This window comes from Mycobacterium sp. SMC-4, assembly GCF_050205565.1.
Lineage (GTDB): Bacteria > Actinomycetota > Actinomycetes > Mycobacteriales > Mycobacteriaceae > Mycobacterium.
In genome coordinates this window covers 148901-166270 of sequence record NZ_JBNMQU010000004.1, presented here as the reverse complement: position 1 = coordinate 166270, position 17370 = coordinate 148901, and the positions used below count along the sequence as shown (strand labels likewise).

General features: G+C 68.7%; 18 protein-coding genes. 8 read left to right on the top strand and 10 right to left on the bottom strand.

The window, feature by feature from the left end:
* Nucleotides 1–10 precede the first annotated feature (10 nt).
* Both ispF and carD read right to left on the bottom strand, forming a co-directional pair.
* On the bottom strand, nt 11–490 hold the full coding sequence (gene ispF, locus ACQI46_RS09555) for a 2-C-methyl-D-erythritol 2,4-cyclodiphosphate synthase (RefSeq protein WP_427093925.1): 480 nt from the start codon (nt 488–490) through the stop codon (nt 11–13).
* Entirely contained in the window at nt 487–975 is a 489-nt protein-coding gene (gene carD / locus ACQI46_RS09550) for an RNA polymerase-binding transcription factor CarD (RefSeq protein WP_011892341.1), read from the bottom strand. The genes ispF and carD overlap by 4 nt, the downstream gene beginning before the upstream one ends.
* A 252-nt stretch (nt 976–1227) precedes the next feature.
* Between carD and ACQI46_RS09545 the strand changes: the two genes are divergently transcribed.
* The 3 genes from ACQI46_RS09545 to disA are packed head-to-tail and all read left to right on the top strand — an operon-like array spanning nt 1228 to nt 4387.
* On the top strand, nt 1228–1815 hold the full coding sequence (locus tag ACQI46_RS09545) for a hypothetical protein (protein WP_427093739.1): 588 nt from the start codon (nt 1228–1230) through the stop codon (nt 1813–1815).
* A gap of 51 nt (nt 1816–1866) precedes the next feature.
* Nucleotides 1867–3255, top strand: a complete 1389-nt coding sequence (radA, locus tag ACQI46_RS09540; RefSeq protein WP_427093738.1) for a DNA repair protein RadA — start codon at nt 1867–1869, stop codon at nt 3253–3255.
* A gap of 10 nt (nt 3256–3265) precedes the next feature.
* On the top strand, nt 3266–4387 hold the full coding sequence (gene disA / locus ACQI46_RS09535; RefSeq protein ID WP_427093737.1) for a DNA integrity scanning diadenylate cyclase DisA: 1122 nt from the start codon (nt 3266–3268) through the stop codon (nt 4385–4387).
* Here disA and ACQI46_RS09530 read toward each other — a convergent pair.
* Both ACQI46_RS09530 and ACQI46_RS09525 read right to left on the bottom strand, forming a co-directional pair.
* The gene (locus ACQI46_RS09530) at nt 4384–5151 is read right to left on the bottom strand and encodes a hypothetical protein (RefSeq protein ID WP_427093736.1); all 768 of its coding nucleotides are present in this window, start codon (nt 5149–5151) and stop codon (nt 4384–4386) included. The genes disA and ACQI46_RS09530 overlap by 4 nt on opposite strands.
* 63 nt (nt 5152–5214) lie before the next feature.
* The gene (locus tag ACQI46_RS09525) at nt 5215–5835 is read right to left on the bottom strand and encodes a carbonic anhydrase (RefSeq protein WP_427093735.1); all 621 of its coding nucleotides are present in this window, start codon (nt 5833–5835) and stop codon (nt 5215–5217) included.
* Between ACQI46_RS09525 and ACQI46_RS09520 the strand changes: the two genes are divergently transcribed.
* Nucleotides 5834–6739, top strand: coding sequence for an A/G-specific adenine glycosylase (locus ACQI46_RS09520; protein WP_427093734.1), 906 nt, complete (start codon nt 5834–5836; stop codon nt 6737–6739). The genes ACQI46_RS09525 and ACQI46_RS09520 overlap by 2 nt on opposite strands.
* Here ACQI46_RS09520 and ACQI46_RS09515 read toward each other — a convergent pair.
* The gene (locus ACQI46_RS09515) at nt 6736–7716 is read right to left on the bottom strand and encodes a GlxA family transcriptional regulator (RefSeq protein ID WP_427093733.1); all 981 of its coding nucleotides are present in this window, start codon (nt 7714–7716) and stop codon (nt 6736–6738) included. The genes ACQI46_RS09520 and ACQI46_RS09515 overlap by 4 nt on opposite strands.
* A 72-nt stretch (nt 7717–7788) precedes the next feature.
* On the opposite strand from ACQI46_RS09515, the gene ACQI46_RS09510 reads away from it, so the two are divergent.
* Entirely contained in the window at nt 7789–7998 is a 210-nt protein-coding gene (locus ACQI46_RS09510) for a hypothetical protein (protein ID WP_427093732.1), read from the top strand.
* Here the strand turns inward: ACQI46_RS09510 and ACQI46_RS09505 are convergent.
* Nucleotides 7972–8739 (bottom strand): alpha/beta fold hydrolase, encoded by a 768-nt coding sequence (locus ACQI46_RS09505; protein ID WP_427093731.1) that lies wholly within the window; start codon nt 8737–8739, stop codon nt 7972–7974. The genes ACQI46_RS09510 and ACQI46_RS09505 overlap by 27 nt on opposite strands.
* 51 nt (nt 8740–8790) lie before the next feature.
* On the opposite strand from ACQI46_RS09505, the gene mhuD reads away from it, so the two are divergent.
* Both mhuD and ACQI46_RS09495 read left to right on the top strand, forming a co-directional pair.
* Nucleotides 8791–9108, top strand: a complete 318-nt coding sequence (gene mhuD, locus ACQI46_RS09500; RefSeq protein ID WP_427093730.1) for a mycobilin-forming heme oxygenase MhuD — start codon at nt 8791–8793, stop codon at nt 9106–9108.
* Nucleotides 9083–10441, top strand: a complete 1359-nt coding sequence (locus ACQI46_RS09495) for a serine hydrolase (protein ID WP_427093729.1) — start codon at nt 9083–9085, stop codon at nt 10439–10441. Before mhuD ends, ACQI46_RS09495 begins: the two co-directional genes overlap by 26 nt.
* A gap of 129 nt (nt 10442–10570) precedes the next feature.
* On the opposite strand, the gene clpC1 is transcribed toward ACQI46_RS09495, so the two are convergent.
* The 3 genes from clpC1 to lysS form a co-directional block, all read right to left on the bottom strand.
* Nucleotides 10571–13114 (bottom strand): ATP-dependent protease ATP-binding subunit ClpC, encoded by a 2544-nt coding sequence (clpC1, locus tag ACQI46_RS09490; RefSeq protein ID WP_427093728.1) that lies wholly within the window; start codon nt 13112–13114, stop codon nt 10571–10573.
* A 231-nt stretch (nt 13115–13345) separates the two neighbouring features.
* The gene (gene lsr2, locus ACQI46_RS09485) at nt 13346–13687 is read right to left on the bottom strand and encodes a histone-like nucleoid-structuring protein Lsr2 (RefSeq protein ID WP_427093727.1); all 342 of its coding nucleotides are present in this window, start codon (nt 13685–13687) and stop codon (nt 13346–13348) included.
* A gap of 93 nt (nt 13688–13780) precedes the next feature.
* The gene (gene lysS, locus ACQI46_RS09480; RefSeq protein ID WP_427093726.1) at nt 13781–15298 is read right to left on the bottom strand and encodes a lysine--tRNA ligase; all 1518 of its coding nucleotides are present in this window, start codon (nt 15296–15298) and stop codon (nt 13781–13783) included.
* Nucleotides 15299–15321: 23 nt separating this feature from the next.
* Between lysS and ACQI46_RS09475 the strand changes: the two genes are divergently transcribed.
* Complete coding sequence (locus ACQI46_RS09475; protein ID WP_427093725.1) at nt 15322–16566, top strand: alanine racemase; 1245 nt, start codon at nt 15322–15324, stop codon at nt 16564–16566.
* Here ACQI46_RS09475 and ACQI46_RS09470 read toward each other — a convergent pair.
* A complete protein-coding gene (locus tag ACQI46_RS09470) occupies nt 16563–17369 on the bottom strand; it encodes a type III pantothenate kinase (RefSeq protein ID WP_427093724.1) in 807 nt (268 codons plus the stop codon). The genes ACQI46_RS09475 and ACQI46_RS09470 overlap by 4 nt on opposite strands.
* Nucleotide 17370: the final 1 nt, after the last annotated feature.

Sequence of the window (17370 nt, the reverse complement as noted above, 5' to 3'; positions counted from 1 at the left end):
CTTACCGACACTATTGCTCGGCGATGACCAGTGCCGTGGCGATCGCGGCCAAACCCTCGCCGCGCCCGGTCAGACCCAGACCGTCGGTGGTGGTCGCCGAGACCGAGACCGGCGCCCCGACCAGTGCGGACAGCACCTGCTGGGCTTCGACGCGTCGCGGACCGACCTTGGGACGGTTGCCGATGACCTGCACGGCGGCGTTGCCGACCCGGAAGCCGTTCGTGGTGAGCAGGCCGTGGACGTGGCGGAGCATGTCTGCTCCGCTCACGCCACGCCACTGCGGTTGATCCGTGCCGAAGACGCCGCCGAGATCGCCCAGCCCTGCCGCGGACAGCAGGGCATCGCACAACGCGTGCGCAGCGACGTCTCCGTCGGAATGACCGGCGCAGCCATCAGCGCCGTCGAAAAACAGACACAACAGCCAGCATGGCCGACCGGCCTGGATCGGGTGGACGTCCGTGCCCAGCCCGATTCGAGGTAGCACGGTCAGGATGCGGCGGCCAGAACCTCGTCGAGAATGGTCGAGGCCTTGGCGTCATCGGTGTTCTCGGCCAGCGCGAGCTCACCGACCAGGATCTGGCGAGCCTTGGCGAGCATCCGCTTCTCGCCCGCGGACAGGCCACGCTCCTGGTCCCGCCGCCACAGGTCGCGGACGACCTCGGCGACCTTGTTCACATCACCGGAAGCCAACTTCTCGAGATTGGCCTTGTAACGCCGCGACCAGTTGGTCGGCTCCTCGGTGTGGGGTGCGCGCAGCACCTGGAAGACCTTGTCGAGGCCTTCCTGTCCGACCACGTCACGGACGCCGACATACTCCGCGTTGTCAGCGGGCACCCGAACGGTGAGATCTCCCTGTGCAACCTTGAGGACGAGATATTCCTTCTGCTCGCCTTTAATGGTCCGGGTTTCGATCGCCTCGATCAACGCAGCACCGTGGTGTGGATAGACGACGGTGTCTCCGACCTTGAAAATCATCAGTTTCGAGCCCCTTTCACCCCGCCATCTTAACACGCGCCGCTGCCGGGCGCGGATCAACGATGCAGGTCAGGGGCACAGTCGGCCTTTACTAGGGGTTGACACACCGCTCGATCCGTGCAATGCCGACGCCGCCGCGGCCCTGCGCTACCGCGCCGCAACGTCACCTACTACTCTGCATAGTCGAACCACAGCAACCGGCACCAGAGTCGCCTTGCCGGCCGAGCAGGAGGCCTTTCGACAGTGATCCAGATGACACGCCGCACCACGTTCGCCGGCCGGTCCATCGCTGCGCTGGCGGCATCCGGTGTGGTGCTGTCGGCCGCGTTGAGCGGCTGCGGTGCCGGCCAGGTTTCGCAGACGGCGACGCAGGAGCCGGCAATCAACGGGGTGAACGGCAACCTCGGTGAACTCGCCCTTCGCAACGTCCACATCTTCGCCACCCAGACCAGCGCGGCGATCCAGCCGGGCCGCGACGTCGAGCTCGTCTTCGTCGTCACCAACCAGAGCGCCGACACCGGCGACAAGCTGGTGTCGGTCACGTCGGACATCGGCAGCGTGCAGCTGACCGGCAGCAAGGACGTGCCCGCCGGCGGCACGCTGGTGATCGGCACCCCGGACGGGCAGCCCACGCCGCTGGAAGCCGTCGAGCCCGCCGACTCCGGTAAGGCCACCGTCAAGCTGAGCCAGCCGATCACCAACGGCCTCACCTACGACTTCGTGTTCTCGTTCGAGCGCGCCGGCGAGGCCAAGCTGGCCGTGCCGGTCTCCGCCGGTGAGGCGCCGCGTCGGGACTCCCCCGGCGAGTCCGGCGGCGGCAGCCACTCCGGCGGACACTGAGCAAAGCCGCGCCTGACGGGATCTGTCGGCGCGGGCCGCTACGGTCAGCACGTGGCCAGGCCGAATTCGAAAGTACGTTCGCAGTACCGCTGCTCCGAGTGTCACCACGTCATGCTCAAGTGGGTGGGGCGGTGCCCGGAATGCGGTACGTGGGGCACGGTCGACGAAGTTGCCCTGACCGCGGTCGGCGGTTCGGCGACGCGGCGTGCCGTCGCCCCCACCTCGCCGGCGGTGCCGATCAGCTCGATCGACCCGGGTCGCACCCGCCACTTCCACACCGGCATCAGCGAGCTCGACCGGGTGCTCGGCGGCGGCGTGGTGCCCGGCTCGGTGACGCTGCTGGCCGGTGACCCCGGCGTCGGAAAGTCGACGCTGCTGCTCGAGGTCGCCCACCGCTGGGCCGCCTCCGGTCGACGCGCGCTGTACCTGTCGGGCGAGGAGTCCGCCGGACAGATCCGGCTGCGCGCCGAACGCACCGGCTGCACCCACGACGAGGTGTTCCTGGCCGCCGAGGCCGACCTGCAGACCGCGCTCGGACACATCGAGGCGGTGCAGCCCTCGCTTGTGGTGGTGGACTCGGTGCAGACGCTGTCGACCGCCGAGGTCGACGGTGTCACCGGTGGGGTGACCCAGGTGCGCGCGGTGACCACCGCGCTGACCATGACCGCCAAGACCACCGGGGTGGCGATGCTGCTCGTCGGTCACGTCACCAAGGACGGCGCGATCGCCGGTCCCCGCTCCCTCGAGCACCTGGTCGACGTGGTGCTGCACTTCGAAGGCGACCGCGCCTCGGCGCTGCGGATGGTGCGCGGCATCAAGAACCGGTTCGGCGCCGCCGACGAAGTCGGTTGTTTCCTGTTGCATGACAACGGGATCGAGTGCGTGTCCGACCCGTCGGGACTGTTCCTCGACCAGCGTCCCAAGCCGGTGCCGGGCACCGCGGTGACGGTCACCCTCGACGGAAAACGGCCGATGATCGGCGAGGTGCAGGCACTGATCGGGGCGCCGGCCACCGGCACCCCGCGCCGCGCGGTCAGCGGGATCGACTCGTCGCGCGCGGCGATGATCACCGCCGTGCTGGAGAAGCGGGCCCGGCTACCCGTCGGCACCAACGACATCTACCTGTCCACGGTCGGCGGGATGCGCCTGACGGACTCGTCGTCCGACCTCGCGGTGGCGCTGTCGATCGCATCGGCCTACATCGACCTGCCACTGCCGGCCACCGCGGTCGCCATCGGGGAGGTCGGCCTGGCCGGGGACCTGCGTCGTGTCACGGGCATGGACCGCCGTCTCGCCGAGGCCGCGCGGCTGGGCTTCACCACCGCGATCGTGCCCGCCGGGGTCGCCGATCCGCCGGCCGGCCTGCGCACCATCGGCGCCGACGACATCACCTCGGCATTGCAGGTACTGCGCCGAATCGGCCAGAATGACGCGAGCTGAGGGAGAGAACATGGGCGTGAAATCGTCGACCAGCCGCACCGCGCGGACGGTCGTGCCGATGACACGACCCACGCTGCGCGAAACCATCGCCCGCCTGGCCCCCGGCACCGCCCTGCGCGACGGGCTGGAACGCATCTTGCGCGGCCGGACCGGCGCGCTGATCGTCATCGGTTACGACGACAGCGTGGAGGCGATCTGCGACGGCGGGTTCGAGCTCGACGTCCGGTACGCGCCCACGCGGCTGCGCGAGCTGTCCAAGATGGACGGCGCCGTCGTGCTCAGCAGCGACGGCAGCCGGATCCTGCGGGCCAACGTGCAGCTCGTGCCGGACCCGTCGATACCCACCGAGGAATCCGGCACCCGGCACCGCTCGGCCGAGCGCACCGCGATCCAGACCGGCTACCCGGTGATCTCGGTGAGCCACTCGATGAGCATCGTGACCGTCTACGTCGCCGGGGAACGGCACGTGGTGCCCGACTCGGCCACCATCCTGTCGCGCGCCAACCAGACCATCGCCACGCTGGAGCGCTACAAGCTGCGCCTGGACGAGGTCAGCAGGCAGCTCTCGACCGCCGAGATCGAGGACTTCGTGACGCTGCGCGACGTGATGACCGTCGTCCAGCGTCTCGAGATGGTCCGCCGGATCAGCCTCGAGATCGACGCCCACGTCGTCGAACTGGGCACCGACGGACGCCAACTGAAGCTGCAGCTCGACGAACTGGTGGGCGACAACGACACCGCGCGCGAACTGATCGTGCGCGACTACCACGCCAACCCGGACCCGCCGACCGCCGCGCAGGTCAGCGCCACCCTCGAAGAACTCGACACGCTCTCGGACAACGAACTGCTCGACTTCACCGCGCTGGCAAGGGTTTTCGGTTATCCATCCACGGCCGAGGCGCAGGACTCGGCGATGAGCTCACGCGGGTACCGCGCGATGGCGGGCATTCCGCGGCTGCAGTTCGCGCACGTCGACCTGCTGGTGCGCAACTTCGGCTCCCTGCAGGGGCTGTTGGCGGCCAGCGCCAGCGATCTGCAGTCGGTGGACGGCATCGGTTCGATGTGGGCCCGCCACATCCGCGAAGGCTTGTCGCAGCTCGCCGAGTCGACGATCGCCGACCGGCTGGCCTAGCCGGCGGGCGGCGCCGGCAGGTGCGGCACGCCGTCGGCCGGCGGGGGCGCCTGCTGCGCGGTCGGGGCCAGGATGAACGGCACCGTGGCCGATCTCAGGTTCCCCAACTGCACGACCAGGTTGTAGGTGCCCGGCCCGATCGGCTGACGGGGCAGCGGGCAGTTCGGCGCCGAGCCCATGCCCGTCCACGTCACCTCGGTGGTGACCTGCTCGCCGGGCTGGAACGTCTTGATCAGCGTCTCGTTGGACGGTGCGCAATCCAGGTTGCTCCACAGCCGCTGGTTGTCCAGCGAGTACACGTAGGCGGCGAGCACGGCGGCGCCGACGTCCCGCTGGCACGCGACCAGACCGATGTTGGTGACGACCATCGTGAACTTCGGCTGGTCGCCGACCACGTACTGCGGCTCATTGGTGATGCCCTTGACCGCCAGCGTCGAGTCGGGGCAGTCGTCGCCCTCCTTGAGGATCGGCGGCGGGACGACGGCGGCGGTCGGAGTCGGGGTGGGCGGCGGCGCGTCCTGAGCCGGCGGCTGGATCGGGGACTTCACCTCGGGGTCCTGCCCAGGTAGCGGCGGCGGCGCCTCGGCGCTGGGCGCAGAGGACTCGTTGGCGGTGGGTTGCTCGTTGCTGGTGCTGTTGGAGACGACGACCGCGATCACGGCGGCGATGATCGCGACGACCAGTACCGCGATGCCGAGCGCCAGCGCCCTGCGTCGCCAGTAGATCTGGGTGGGCAGCGGGCCCTGCGGTTCTAGATCCAGCACGTCACAACGGTAAGCCCAGGTCATCCCACGTTGGCCGAGGCTTACCGGCGTGTCGCCTGTGAGTCAGCCCTCGCCGATGTCGCCGATGTGGTCGCGCAGCGCGATCTGCCCGTCGGACAGGTGATAGGTGACCCCCGCGATGGCGAGTTTGCCGTCCCTGATCGCGTCGTCGATGGCCGTCGACCGGTTCTTCAGCTGCTGCCCCGTCTCGATGACGTGGCGCGCCTCGAATTCGTCGACGCGGGTGAGGCCGTCGCGGCGGCCGGTCAGGATCGACGGCATGACGCGCTCGACCACGTCGCGCACATAGCCACCCGGGATCTCGCCCTCGTCCAGCGCCGAGAGAGCCGCCTTGACCGCACCGCAGCTGTCGTGGCCGAGCACCACGATCAGCGGCACCTCGAGGATCGACACCGCGTACTCGATCGAGCCCAACACGGCGGAATCGATGACGTGGCCGGCGGTGCGCACCACGAACATGTCGCCCAGACCCTGGTCGAACAGCAGCTCGGCGGCCACGCGACTGTCCCCGCAGCCGAACACGACGGCCGTCGGCTTCTGCGCCGCGGCCAGGCTGGCCCGGTGCTCGACGCTTTGACTGGGGTGCATGGCCTTACCGGCAACGAAGCGCTCGTTACCCTCTTTGAGTGCTTTCCAGGCGGTCAATGGGCTGGTGTTCGGCATGGCCGTCATTCTGCACCAGGAAGCGTCGATGATCGATCCCATTGAGCTGCTCGGCTGGTATGAGCGCGAACAGCGGGATCTGCCGTGGCGGCGCCCGGGGGTGTCCGCGTGGCAGATTCTGGTCAGCGAGTTCATGCTGCAGCAGACCCCCGTGGCCCGGGTCGAGCCGATCTGGCGGGAGTGGGTGGCGCGCTGGCCCACCCCCTCGGCGACCGCGGCCGCCGGACCCGCGGACGTGCTGCGCGCGTGGGGCAAGCTCGGGTACCCGCGGCGGGCCAAGCGGCTGCACGAGTGCGCGACGGTGATCGCGACCGAGCACGACGACGTCGTCCCCGCCGACGTCGAGGTGTTGTTGTCGCTGCCCGGCATCGGCACGTACACCGCCCGCGCCGTCGCGTGTTTCGCCTACGGTCAACGCGTTCCGGTCGTCGACACCAACGTGCGCCGCGTGGTCGCCCGTGCCGTGCACGGCCGGCATGACGGCGGCGCGGCATCGGTGCGCGACCTCGCCGACGTCGAGGCGCTGCTGCCCGACGACGACACCGCTCCGGTGTTCTCGGTGGCGCTGATGGAGTTGGGTGCGACGGTGTGCACCGCCCGGTCACCGCGCTGTGGCGTGTGCCCGTTGAGTGAATGCGCTTGGCGCGCTGCGGGTTTCCCGGCCGGCACAGGTCCGGCCAAGCGGGTTCAGCGGTACGCGGGAACCGATCGGCAGGCGCGCGGCCGACTGCTGGATGTGTTGCGCGCCAGCACAACTCCGGTCAGCCGCGCCCAGCTGGACGTGGCTTGGACCGTCGACACCGCGCAGCGGGACCGCGCGCTGGACTCGCTCCTGGTCGACGGCCTGGTGGAGCAGACGGCCGCCGGGCTGTTCGCGCTGTGCGGGGAAGGCGAACAGACCTAAGCCGATTCGGCGCACTCGGCTTCGGCGCTGACCGCGTTGAAACGCCTGCGGTAGTCCGACGGCGTCACCCCGACGACGCGACGGAAGTGGTGGCGCAGCAGCGTGGCGGTGCCGAAGCCGCTCTGGTCGGCGATGCGGTCGATGTCCAGCGTCGTCTCCTCGAGCAGGCGACGCGCGAACAGCACCCGTTGATCGGTCACCCACTGCATGGGCGTGCGCCCGGTCTCTTCGACGAAGCGCCTCGCGAAGGTCCGCCCGGACATGTGCGCGCGTCGGGCCAGCGAGTTGACCGTGTGCGGCTTGTCGAGATTGGCCAGGATCCAGTCCAGGTGCGGGGCGAAGCGGTCCGAGCACCGCACCGGGATCGGCTGGTCGATGTACTGTCGCTGGCCGCCGTCGCGCTGGGGCGGCACCACCATGCGTCGCGCGATCTTGTTGGTGACCTCGCTGCCCAGCTCTCGGCGCACCAGGTGCAGACACGCATCGATACCGGCCGCCGTCCCGGCGCTGGTGATCAGGTTGCCGTCGTCGACGAACAGCACGTTGCGGTCGACCCGGGCTGTCGGATAGCGCTGGGCCAGTTCGTCGGCGTGCATCCAGTGCGTGGTGCACGGCCTGCCGTCGAGCAGGCCCGCGGCGCCGGCCACGAACGCCCCGGAGCACACGGTCAGGATGATCGAACCGTTGGCCGCGGCCTGGCGGACCGCGTCCAGTGCGGCGGGCAGGTATTCCGCGGACCCGATCGCCGGGATGGCCACCAGGTCGACGCCGAGGAGGTCGTCGAGTCCGTGGTCGGGCGTCAGCGACGCACCGACTGTGGTGCGCAGCGGCACGCCGGGCTGCGGGCCGCACACCTTGAAGTCGAAGTTGGGCACGCCGTCGGCTGAGCGATCGATGCCGAACACCTCACAGATGACGCCGAACTCGAACATCGCGACGTCGTCGAGCACGAGCGTCGAGACGGTTTTCAAAGGCATGGCGGTATTTTATTGCTCAAGGTCAGTTCTGCCACTGTTGGCCGGATCTTATCCGGACGCACGATTACTGCCATGACCACTGTACTGACCTTCCTGCTCCTGGCCGCCCCGTTCGCCGTCGCCGGGCTGCTCAGCTGGGCAGCCGACCGGGCATGGCGGACGCGCGCAATGCCCGCCGACCCCGACTTCCGTCGAGTTCAACACGACACCGACGCCATCCGCACCCGATTCGAGCGGCAGCCGTCCTGGCCGGCCTCAGGCGCGACGGGGGAACGCCGATAGGAACGTCTCGACCGCACCCCGGTATTTCGCAGGGGCGTCGTCGTGGATCAGATGGCCGGCGTCCGGGATGCGCACATAGGTGGCCCGCTCACCGGCCTGCTCGGCCATGGCGCTCATCTGACCGGGCGGGGCCACGGTATTGGCGGCCTCGAGAAGCAGCACCGGCACCGACACGGCCTGCCACTGCGCCCAGTAGTCGCGTTCGCCCCACTGCGCGGCGATCTCGATCCACTTGCTCGGCTCGCCGTGCAGGCGCCAACCGGTGGGTGTGCGGTCGAACGCCTCGAGGAAGTACTGCCCGGCGACGGGGCCGAACTCGGCGATGATCTGCTCGGCGGAGGTGAACTCGGCGGGCAGCGCGTGCAGCCACGGTTCCCAGGGCCCGGTGGTGCGGCCCCGGAAGTCGGGGGCCATGTCCTCGACGACGAGCGCGGCGACCAGTTCGGGATGTGCGGCGGCCAGACACCACGAGTGCAGCGCCCCCATCGAATGACCGATCATGACCGCCGGCTCCCCCAGTCCGGCCACCGCGTCGCGCAGGTCCTCGACGAACCGCTCGGTGCTGATCGGATGCGCGTCGCGCACCTCGCGGCCACGGTGCCAGGGCGCGTCGTAGGTGAACACGCGACCGAGTGCCGTCAGCCACGGCAGCTGGCGCGACCACGTCGTGCCGCGCCCCATCAAACCGTGCACCAGCACCAACGGGCGGCCCGCACCGCCGCGCGCGGTCAGCAGATCCATACGGTCATCATGCCGACGACCGTGTCACCGTCACGCGGTAGCCTGATCGATATGGCTGTGGTCAAGATCAACGCAATCGAGGTCCCACCCAACGCCGGACCCGAACTGGAGAAGCGGTTCGCCCACCGCGCCCACGCCGTCGACAACCAACCGGGCTTTCTCGGCTTCCAGTTGCTGCGGCCGGTCAAGGGCGAGAACCGCTACTTCGTGGTGACGCAGTGGGAGTCCGACGAGGCCTTCCAGGCCTGGGCCAACGGCCCGGCCGTCGAGGCCCACGCCGGCGAGCGCAAGAACCCGGTCGCCACCGGTGCCTCGCTGCTGGAGTTCGAGGTCGTGCTCGACGTTGGCGGGACCGACGCCTCGGCGTAGCACAGGGGCGCGACGCCGCGCGGCCGTGGTGACGGTCGCGCTGTTCCTCGTCGCGGCCCTGGTCGGCGGGTGCGCCGGCACCCGCCCCGCGCCGGCCGAAGCTGCCTACGGCGTCCCGATCGCGATCAACACCCCGCAGGGTCTGCGAGCCAAGCAGACCATGGACATGCTCAACAGCGACTGGCCGATCGGCGAGGTCGGGATCCGCACACTCGCCGCCCCCGAGGTCGTCGAGCACGTCGGGGTGACCCTGGACCGGATGTGGTGGGACCGGCCGTTCACCGTCACCGACGTCGAGGTCGGCGCCGGCAACGCGACCCTGCACGTCACCACGTCCTACGGGGTCGAGCAGACCATCGAGCTGCGCACCGACGACGCCAGCATGGTCGACCGGTTCCAGGTCACACTCGTCGAACCGGAGATCACCCAGTGGTCCGACGTCGACGACGCGCTGACGAGCTCCGGCGCGCGGTACTCCTACCAGGTGGCCAAAGTCGTCGACGGGCGCTGCGAGAAGGTGGCCGGCAGCAACACCGACCTGTCTCTTCCGCTGGCCTCGATCTTCAAGTTGTACGTGCTGCTCGCCGTCGCCGAAGCGGTCAAGACCGGAGACGCGCGCTGGGACGACACGCTGACCATCACCAAAGAGGCCAAGGCCGTCGGCTCGTCGGGCTTCGATCAGCTACCGCCGGGCGCGACCGTCTCGGTCCGGGACGCCGCCCAGCAGATGATCTCGGCCAGCGACAACATGGCCACCGACCTGCTGATCGCCTACCTCGGACCCGGCGCGGTGGAGCGCGCGCTGGTGACCGCCGGTCACCACGACCCGGCCAGCATGACACCGTTCCCGACGATGCACGAACTGTTCTCTGTGGGATGGGGCAAGCCCGACGTGCGCGAACAGTGGAAGCAGGCGACACCTCAGAAGCGCATCCAATTGCTTCAGCAGGTCAAGTCGCGGCCTTACGAACCCGACCCGCAGCGCACCCACATGCCGGCCTCCGACATCGGCGCCGAGTGGTACGGCAGCGCCGCCGACATCTGCCGGCTGCACGCAGCACTGCAGAAGTCGGCCGTCGACGAAGCCGCGCCCGTCAAAGACATCCTGTCCGCGATCCCGGGCATCGACTTGGATCGCGACAAATGGCCCTACATCGGCGCCAAGGCCGGCAACCTGCCCGGGGACCTGACCTTCAGCTGGTACGCGGTCGACCGCACCGGCCAGCCGTGGGTGGTCAGCATGCAGTCCAACTGGCCGAAGTACCGCAGCCAGACCGCTGCGGCGTGGCTGCTGTCGATGGCCGAGCAGATGTTCGGCCTCGTGCAGCCCTGACGCGCCTCCGTCAACGACGCCAGCCAGGCCCGGGCTCGGGTGACGACGTCGACGACCGGAAATTTCAACGGGCGGCCCCCTGCATCGACTGGCGATGTCAGGGTGACCGCCCGTTGGGACGTGCCTTGGTTACTCTGCCGCGCTGGGCGCACCGGCTGCGCCGGCCTGCGCCAGATCCGGCTCGGCGCCGGCCGCAGGCTTACGGCTGCCCGCGAACGTGAACTTGGCGTCCTCGCCCGCACTCTCGCCGTCCCAGCCTTCGACGTCGACCGTGATCAGCTGGCCGGGTCCGATCTCCTCGAACAGGATCTTCTCCGACAGCTGGTCCTCGATCTCGCGCTGGATGGTGCGACGCAGCGGCCGCGCACCGAGCACCGGATCGAAGCCGCGCTTGGCCAGCAGGGCCTTGGCCTGATCGGTCAGCTCGATGGCCATGTCCTTGGCCTTGAGCTGGTTGGCGACCCGGCCGATCATCAGGTCCACCATCTTGATGATCTCGTCCTGAGTCAGCTGGTGGAACACGATGATGTCGTCGATGCGGTTGAGGAACTCCGGACGGAAGTGCTTCTTCAGTTCGTCGTGAACCTTCTGCTTCATCCGCTCGTAGTTGTTCTCGCTGCCGCCCTGGGAGAAGCCCAGCCCGACTGCCTTGCTGATGTCGCTGGTACCGAGGTTCGAGGTGAAGATCAGCACGGTGTTCTTGAAGTCGACCGTGCGACCCTGACCGTCGGTCAGGCGACCGTCCTCGAGCACCTGCAGCAGGCTGTTGTAGATCTCCTGGTGCGCCTTCTCGATCTCGTCGAACAGCACCACGCTGAACGGCTTGCGGCGCACCTTCTCGGTGAGCTGGCCGCCCTCTTCGTAGCCGACGTAGCCCGGAGGGGCACCGAACAGCCGCGACGCGGTGAAGCGGTCGTGGAACTCGCCCATGTCGATCTGGATGAGCGCGTCGTCCTCACCGAACAGGAAGTTCGCCAGCGCCTTGGACAGCTCGGTCTTACCGACACCGGACGGGCCGGCGAAGATGAACGAGCCGGACGGGCGCTTCGGGTCCTTCAGGCCGGCACGGGTGCGGCGAATGGCCTTGGAGACGGCCTTGACGGCGTCCTCCTGGCCGATGATCCGCTTGTGCAGCTCCTCCTCCATGCGCAGCAGCCGAGTGGTCTCCTCCTCGGTCAGCTTGAACACCGGGATGCCGGTCCAGTTGCCCAGCACCTCGGCGATCTGCTCGTCGTCGACCTCGGCGACCACGTCCAGATCACCGGAGCGCCACTGCTTCTCGCGCTCGGCGCGCTGGGCGACCAGCTGCTTCTCCTTGTCGCGCAGCGCCGCAGCCTTCTCGAAGTCCTGCGCGTCGATCGCGGATTCCTTCTCCCGACGCGCGTCGGCGATCTTCTCGTCGAACTCGCGCAGGTCCGGCGGAGCCGTCATCCGGCGGATCCGCATCCGGGCTCCGGCCTCGTCGATCAGGTCGATCGCCTTGTCCGGCAGGAAGCGGTCGTTGATGTAACGGTCGGCCAGCGTCGCGGCGGCCACCATCGCGCTGTCGGTGATCGACACGCGGTGATGGGCCTCGTAGCGGTCGCGCAGACCCTTGAGGATCTCGATGGTGTGCTCGACGCTCGGCTCACCCACCTGGACGGGCTGGAAGCGGCGCTCCAGGGCGGCGTCCTTCTCGATGTACTTGCGGTACTCGTCGAGCGTGGTGGCACCGATCGTTTGGAGTTCACCACGAGCGAGCTTCGGTTTCAGGATGCTCGCGGCGTCGATCGCGCCCTCGGCGGCACCCGCACCGACCAGCGTGTGCAGCTCGTCGATGAACAGGATGATGTCGCCGCGGGTGTTGATCTCCTTGAGCACCTTCTTGAGGCGTTCCTCGAAGTCACCGCGGTAGCGGCTGCCCGCGACCAGCGAACCCAGGTCGAGGGTGTAGAGCTGCTTGTCCTTGAGCGTCTCGGGCACCTCGCCGGCCACGATCGCCTGCGCCAGGCCCTCCACGACGGCGGTCTTGCCGACGCCGGGCTCGCCGATCAGCACCGGGTTGTTCTTGGTGCGGCGGCTCAGCACCTGCATGACCCGCTCGATTTCCTTCTCGCGGCCGATGACCGGGTCGAGCTTGCCTTCCATCGCGGCTGCGGTCAGGTTGCGGCCGAACTGGTCGAGGACCAGCGACGTCGACGGGTTGCCCGCCTCGCCGCCGCGGCCACCGGTGCCGGCCTCCGCGGTCTCCTTGCCCTGATAGCCGGACAGCAGCTGGATGACCTGCTGGCGCACCCGCGTCAGCTCCGCGCCCAGCTTCACGAGCACCTGGGCCGCGACGCCTTCGCCCTCGCGGATCAGGCCGAGCAGGATGTGCTCGGTGCCGATGTAGTTGTGGCCGAGCTGCAAGGCCTCGCGCAGGGACAGCTCCAGCACCTTCTTCGCACGCGGCGTGAAGGGGATGTGTCCGGACGGCGCCTGCTGGCCCTGGCCGATGATCTCCTCGACCTGGCTGCGCACGCCCTCCAGGGAGATGCCCAGCGACTCGAGTGACTTGGCGGCCACGCCTTCACCCTCGTGGATGAGGCCCAGCAGGATGTGCTCGGTGCCGATGTAGTTGTGGTTGAGCATCCGGGCCTCTTCTTGAGCCAGGACGACAACCCGACGCGCACGGTCGGTGAATCTTTCGAACATCCGTGGTTACCTGCTCTCCATCGCATAGGTAGTGCAGCACCTCGAGAGCGCTTCGCACCTGCCGTCCACTCTAATGGGCGGCAGCACCGGGCGCCCCGCCTGCCGGTCCGTTGTCGGGACGACAGAGTTGTGACATCTGGGCTCTTACCCAGCGCTGTCAGGACCAACGCGGAAGCTCGGGAATTCGTTTCCCCGCGCGGCCGGATATGCTTCGCCGGTAGCGAACGCGGTCTAGGTAGCCGCGTGGAAGGCGTCGATGACGTCGGCCGGGATGCGTCCGCGCGTCGACACGTTGTGCCCGTTGCGGCGGGCCCACTCGCGGATCGCGGCGCTCTGCTCGCGATCGATGGCCGCCCGGCCCCGGCCGGTGCCCACCGCACGACCGCGGCGACGGCCGCCGACGCGGCGCCCGGCCTCGACCCATTGCTTCAAATCGTTGCGTAACTTCTGGGCGTTTTTGGCGGAGAGATCGATCTCGTAACTGACGCCGTCGAGACCGAATTCGACCGTCTCGTCAGCGGCACCTTCACCGTCGAAATCGTCAACCAGAGTGACGGTGACTTTCTTCGCCATTGCCCCACAGCCCTTCTACGCTATCGGCCCCACGCCCTGCACCAATGTGCCACAAATACAGGGCCCATTCAACAACGCGTGAATCGTGGCGGTTCAGTTGCCGTGTCGGCGAACAATGGGGAACAAAACTGTGTCTCTAATCGACAGTCCCGTCAACGCCATCAACAACCGGTCGATGCCCATTCCGGTGCCTGTTGTGGGCGGCATACCGTATTCGAGGGCGGCCAGGAAATCCTCGTCGAGCGCCATTGCCTCGTCATCGCCGGCCGCGGCTGCACGGGCCTGGGCCTCGAACCGCTCCCGCTGGATCACCGGGTCGATCAACTCCGAGTACCCCGTGGCCAATTCGATGTGGCGCACATAGAGATCCCACTTCTCGGTGACCCCGTCGACGCTGCGGTGCGAACGGGTCAGGGGCGTGGTCTCGACGGGGAAATCACGCACGAAGGTCGGCGCCCACAGTTTGTCACCGACCGTGTACTCCCACAGTTCTTCGACCAATTTGCCGTGCCCAAAACCCCGGTCGCGCGGAATCTCGACACCGAGGCGGTCGGCGATCTGCCAGAGATGCTCGGCGGTGGTCTGCGGTGTGATCTCTTCACCGAGGGCCGCCGACAATGACGGATACATTTCAATGGAGTCCCATTCGCCGTCGAGATCATAGATCGTCCCGTCGGGCAAAGGCACCTGTCGCGTACCGATCGCCTCGTCGGCGACTTCCTGAATAAGTTCGCGCGTGACGATCGCGGAATCGTCGTAGGTGCCGTAGGCCTGATATGTCTCGAGCATCACGAATTCCGGGGAATGGGTGGAATCGGCGCCTTCGTTTCGAAACACCCGATTCAACTCGAAAACCCGGTCGAACCCACCGACGACGCAGCGCTTGAGGAACAGTTCGGGCGCGATGCGCAGATACAGGTCGGCGTCCAGGGCGTTGGAGTGCGTCACGAACGGCCGCGCCGCCGCGCCACCGGCCAGCGTCTGCAGCATGGGGGTCTCGACTTCGAGGAAGCCGCGCCGCTCGAGTGCCGAACGCACCGCGCGGACCACCGCGATTCGCTGGCGGGCCACCGTGCGAGCTTCCGGACGCACGATCAGGTCGACGTAGCGCTGCCGGACGCGGGACTCCTCGCTCATCTCCTTGTGTGCCACCGGCAGCGGCCGCAGCGACTTCGACGCCATCTGCCAGGAGTCGGCGAGCACCGACAGCTCGCCGCGCCGCGAACTGATCACCTCGCCCGCGACGAACACGATGTCGCCCAGGTCGACGTCGGTCTTCCAGGCGTCCAGCGCCTCCTGCCCGGCCGCATCGAGGCTGATCATGGCCTGCAGCTGCGTGCCGTCGCCTTCCTGCAGGGTGGCAAAGCACAGCTTGCCGGAGTTGCGGGCGAAGATGACCCGGCCGGCGACCCCGACCCGCTGTCCGGTCTTGGTGTCGGCCTCCAGGTCCGGGTACGCGGCGCGCAGCTCGGCCAGGGTGTGGGTGCGGGCGACCTCGACCGGATACGGGTCGCGTCCCTCGTCGAGCAGGCGCTCACGCTTGGCCTGCCGGATACGGAACTGCTCCGGGATGTCCTCGCGCGGGTCGGAGTGGGAATCAGAGGAGGTCACGACGTGCCAGCTTAAATGAACACGTGACCGACTCCGGCAACGCGCTGATCGACCGGTCGACGCTGCGCGCGCTCGACCGAAGACCGCTCGAGACGGGCCTCAAGGGGGTGCCGCCGCAGTGGTGGGGACGCGCGCCCGCGGAACTGGTCGCGGCCGGGCCGCGCCTGTTCGACGACGGGGTGTTCGGTCCGGTGTGTGTGCTGGACGCCGACGCGCTGGCGCACAATCTGGCCGCGATGGCGCAGTGGTGCACCGAGCGCGGCGTCGAACTGGCACCGCACGGCAAGACCCACATGTCGCCCCAGCTGGCGGCGCGTCAGCTCGAGGTCGGCGCGTGCGCGATCACCGTGGCCACCATCGGCCAGGCCGCGACCTACCGCGCCTTCGGGGTGCGCCGATTGATCCTGGCCAACGAGCTGGTCGACCCGGCGGGTCTGGCCTGGCTGGGCGCCGAGTTGGACGCCGACCCGGCGCTGCGGGTGGTGTGCTGGGTGGACTCGGTGCGCGGTGTCGAGCTGATGACCGCGGCACTGGCGCCTGCGCAGCGACCGGTGGACGTGTGCGTGGAGGTCGGTCTGCCGGGTGGGCGGACCGGGTGCCGCACCGACGGCGACATCGACGACGTGGCCCGCGCGGCGTCGTCGTCGCCCCGGCTGCGGCTGGTCGGGGTGGCCGGCTACGAGGCCGCGCTCGGGCACGGCCGTGACGGCGACGCGCTGGCGGTGGTGCGGACCCATCTCGACCAGGTGCGGGCGGCGGCGGTGCGGCTGGCGCCGTTGTTCGAAACCGACCAGGTGCTGGTCACCGCCGGCGGCAGCACATACTTCGACACGGTCGCCGAGATGCTCGGCGACTGGCCGAGCACGCTGACCGTGCGCAGTGTGCTGCGCAGCGGCTGCTATCTGACGCACGACCATGGCCTGTATGCCCGCACGTCACCGCTGCACGCGGTCCTGCGTCCGGCGCTGACGGTGCACGCGCAGGCGGTGTCCTGCCCCGAGCCGGGGCGGGCGATCGTGACGATGGGCCGCCGCGATGTGGCATTCGACCAGGATCTGCCGGTCCCGCTGGACCTGCCGGGCAGCGCGGTGGTCAAGCTCAACGACCAGCACGCCTACCTGCGGTTGGCCGACAACGAGCACGTCGAGGTGGGCCAGTGGTCGAGGTTCGGGATCTCGCACCCGTGCACGGTGTTCGACAAGTGGCGGGTGATCTGCGAACTGGACGCCGACGGCCGGCTGGTCGGTCTGGTCCGAACGTTCTTCTAGGGCCGTCGCGTGGCCTTGGCCCGCTGGTTGCGTTCGAACACCAGCCGCAGCCCGTCCAGGGTCAGATGGCGGTCGTAGTGCTCGACGGTGCGCAGGTCGGGCAGCACCAGCGGGGCGCTGTGCCCGGTCGCCACCACCGCGACGTTGTCCCCGCCGAAGCCGTCGACGTCGCTGCGCACGCGGCTGACCAGTCCGTCGACCAGGCCGGCGAAACCGAACACCGCGCCGGCCTGCATGCACTCGACGGTGTTCTTGCCGATCACCGAACGCGGCCTGGTCAGCTCGACCCGCCGCAGCGCAGCCGACCGCGCTGCCGCCGCGTCGGAGGACACCTGCACACCGGGCGCGATGGCGCCGCCGAGGAACTCACCCTTGGCCGAGACGACGTCGACGCAGATCGAGGAGCCGAAATCGACGACGATGGCTGCCGAACCGTACTTCTGGTAGGCGGCAAGGCAGTTCACGATCCGGTCGGCGCCGACCTCTTTCGGGTTGTCCACCAGCAGCGGGATCCCGGTGCGCACGCCCGGTTCGATGAGCACGTGCGGAACCGCCGGCCAGTACTGCTCGAGCATCACCCGCACTTCGTGCAGCACCGACGGCACCGTGGACAGCCCGGACGCGCCGGTGAGCCGCTCGGAGTCGTCACCGATCAGGCCGTCGATGGTCAGGGCCAGCTCGTCGGCCGTCACCTCCGGCTCGGTACGAATGCGCCAGTGGTGCACCACTTTCGCGTGCTGCCCGGCGCCGGAGATCAATCCGACGACGGTGTGGGTGTTGCGGACGTCTATCGCAAGCAGCACG

What these genes read in the sequence shown, in the direction of transcription:
- carD (WP_011892341.1), bottom strand. Translation starts at nt 975, where the DNA reads ATGATTTTCAAGGTCGGAGACACCGTCGTCTATCCACACCACGGTGCT.
- ACQI46_RS09545 (WP_427093739.1), top strand. Translation starts at nt 1,228, where the DNA reads ATGACACGCCGCACCACGTTCGCCGGCCGGTCCATCGCTGCGCTGGCG.
- disA (WP_427093737.1), top strand. Translation starts at nt 3,266, where the DNA reads ATGGGCGTGAAATCGTCGACCAGCCGCACCGCGCGGACGGTCGTGCCG.
- ACQI46_RS09520 (WP_427093734.1), top strand. Translation starts at nt 5,834, where the DNA reads ATGGCCGTCATTCTGCACCAGGAAGCGTCGATGATCGATCCCATTGAG.
- ACQI46_RS09525 (WP_427093735.1), bottom strand. Translation starts at nt 5,835, where the DNA reads ATGCCGAACACCAGCCCATTGACCGCCTGGAAAGCACTCAAAGAGGGT.
- ACQI46_RS09515 (WP_427093733.1), bottom strand. Translation starts at nt 7,716, where the DNA reads ATGCCTTTGAAAACCGTCTCGACGCTCGTGCTCGACGACGTCGCGATG.
- ACQI46_RS09510 (WP_427093732.1), top strand. Translation starts at nt 7,789, where the DNA reads ATGACCACTGTACTGACCTTCCTGCTCCTGGCCGCCCCGTTCGCCGTC.
- ACQI46_RS09505 (WP_427093731.1), bottom strand. Translation starts at nt 8,739, where the DNA reads ATGGATCTGCTGACCGCGCGCGGCGGTGCGGGCCGCCCGTTGGTGCTG.
- mhuD (WP_427093730.1), top strand. Translation starts at nt 8,791, where the DNA reads ATGGCTGTGGTCAAGATCAACGCAATCGAGGTCCCACCCAACGCCGGA.
- clpC1 (WP_427093728.1), bottom strand. Translation starts at nt 13,114, where the DNA reads ATGTTCGAAAGATTCACCGACCGTGCGCGTCGGGTTGTCGTCCTGGCT.
- lsr2 (WP_427093727.1), bottom strand. Translation starts at nt 13,687, where the DNA reads ATGGCGAAGAAAGTCACCGTCACTCTGGTTGACGATTTCGACGGTGAA.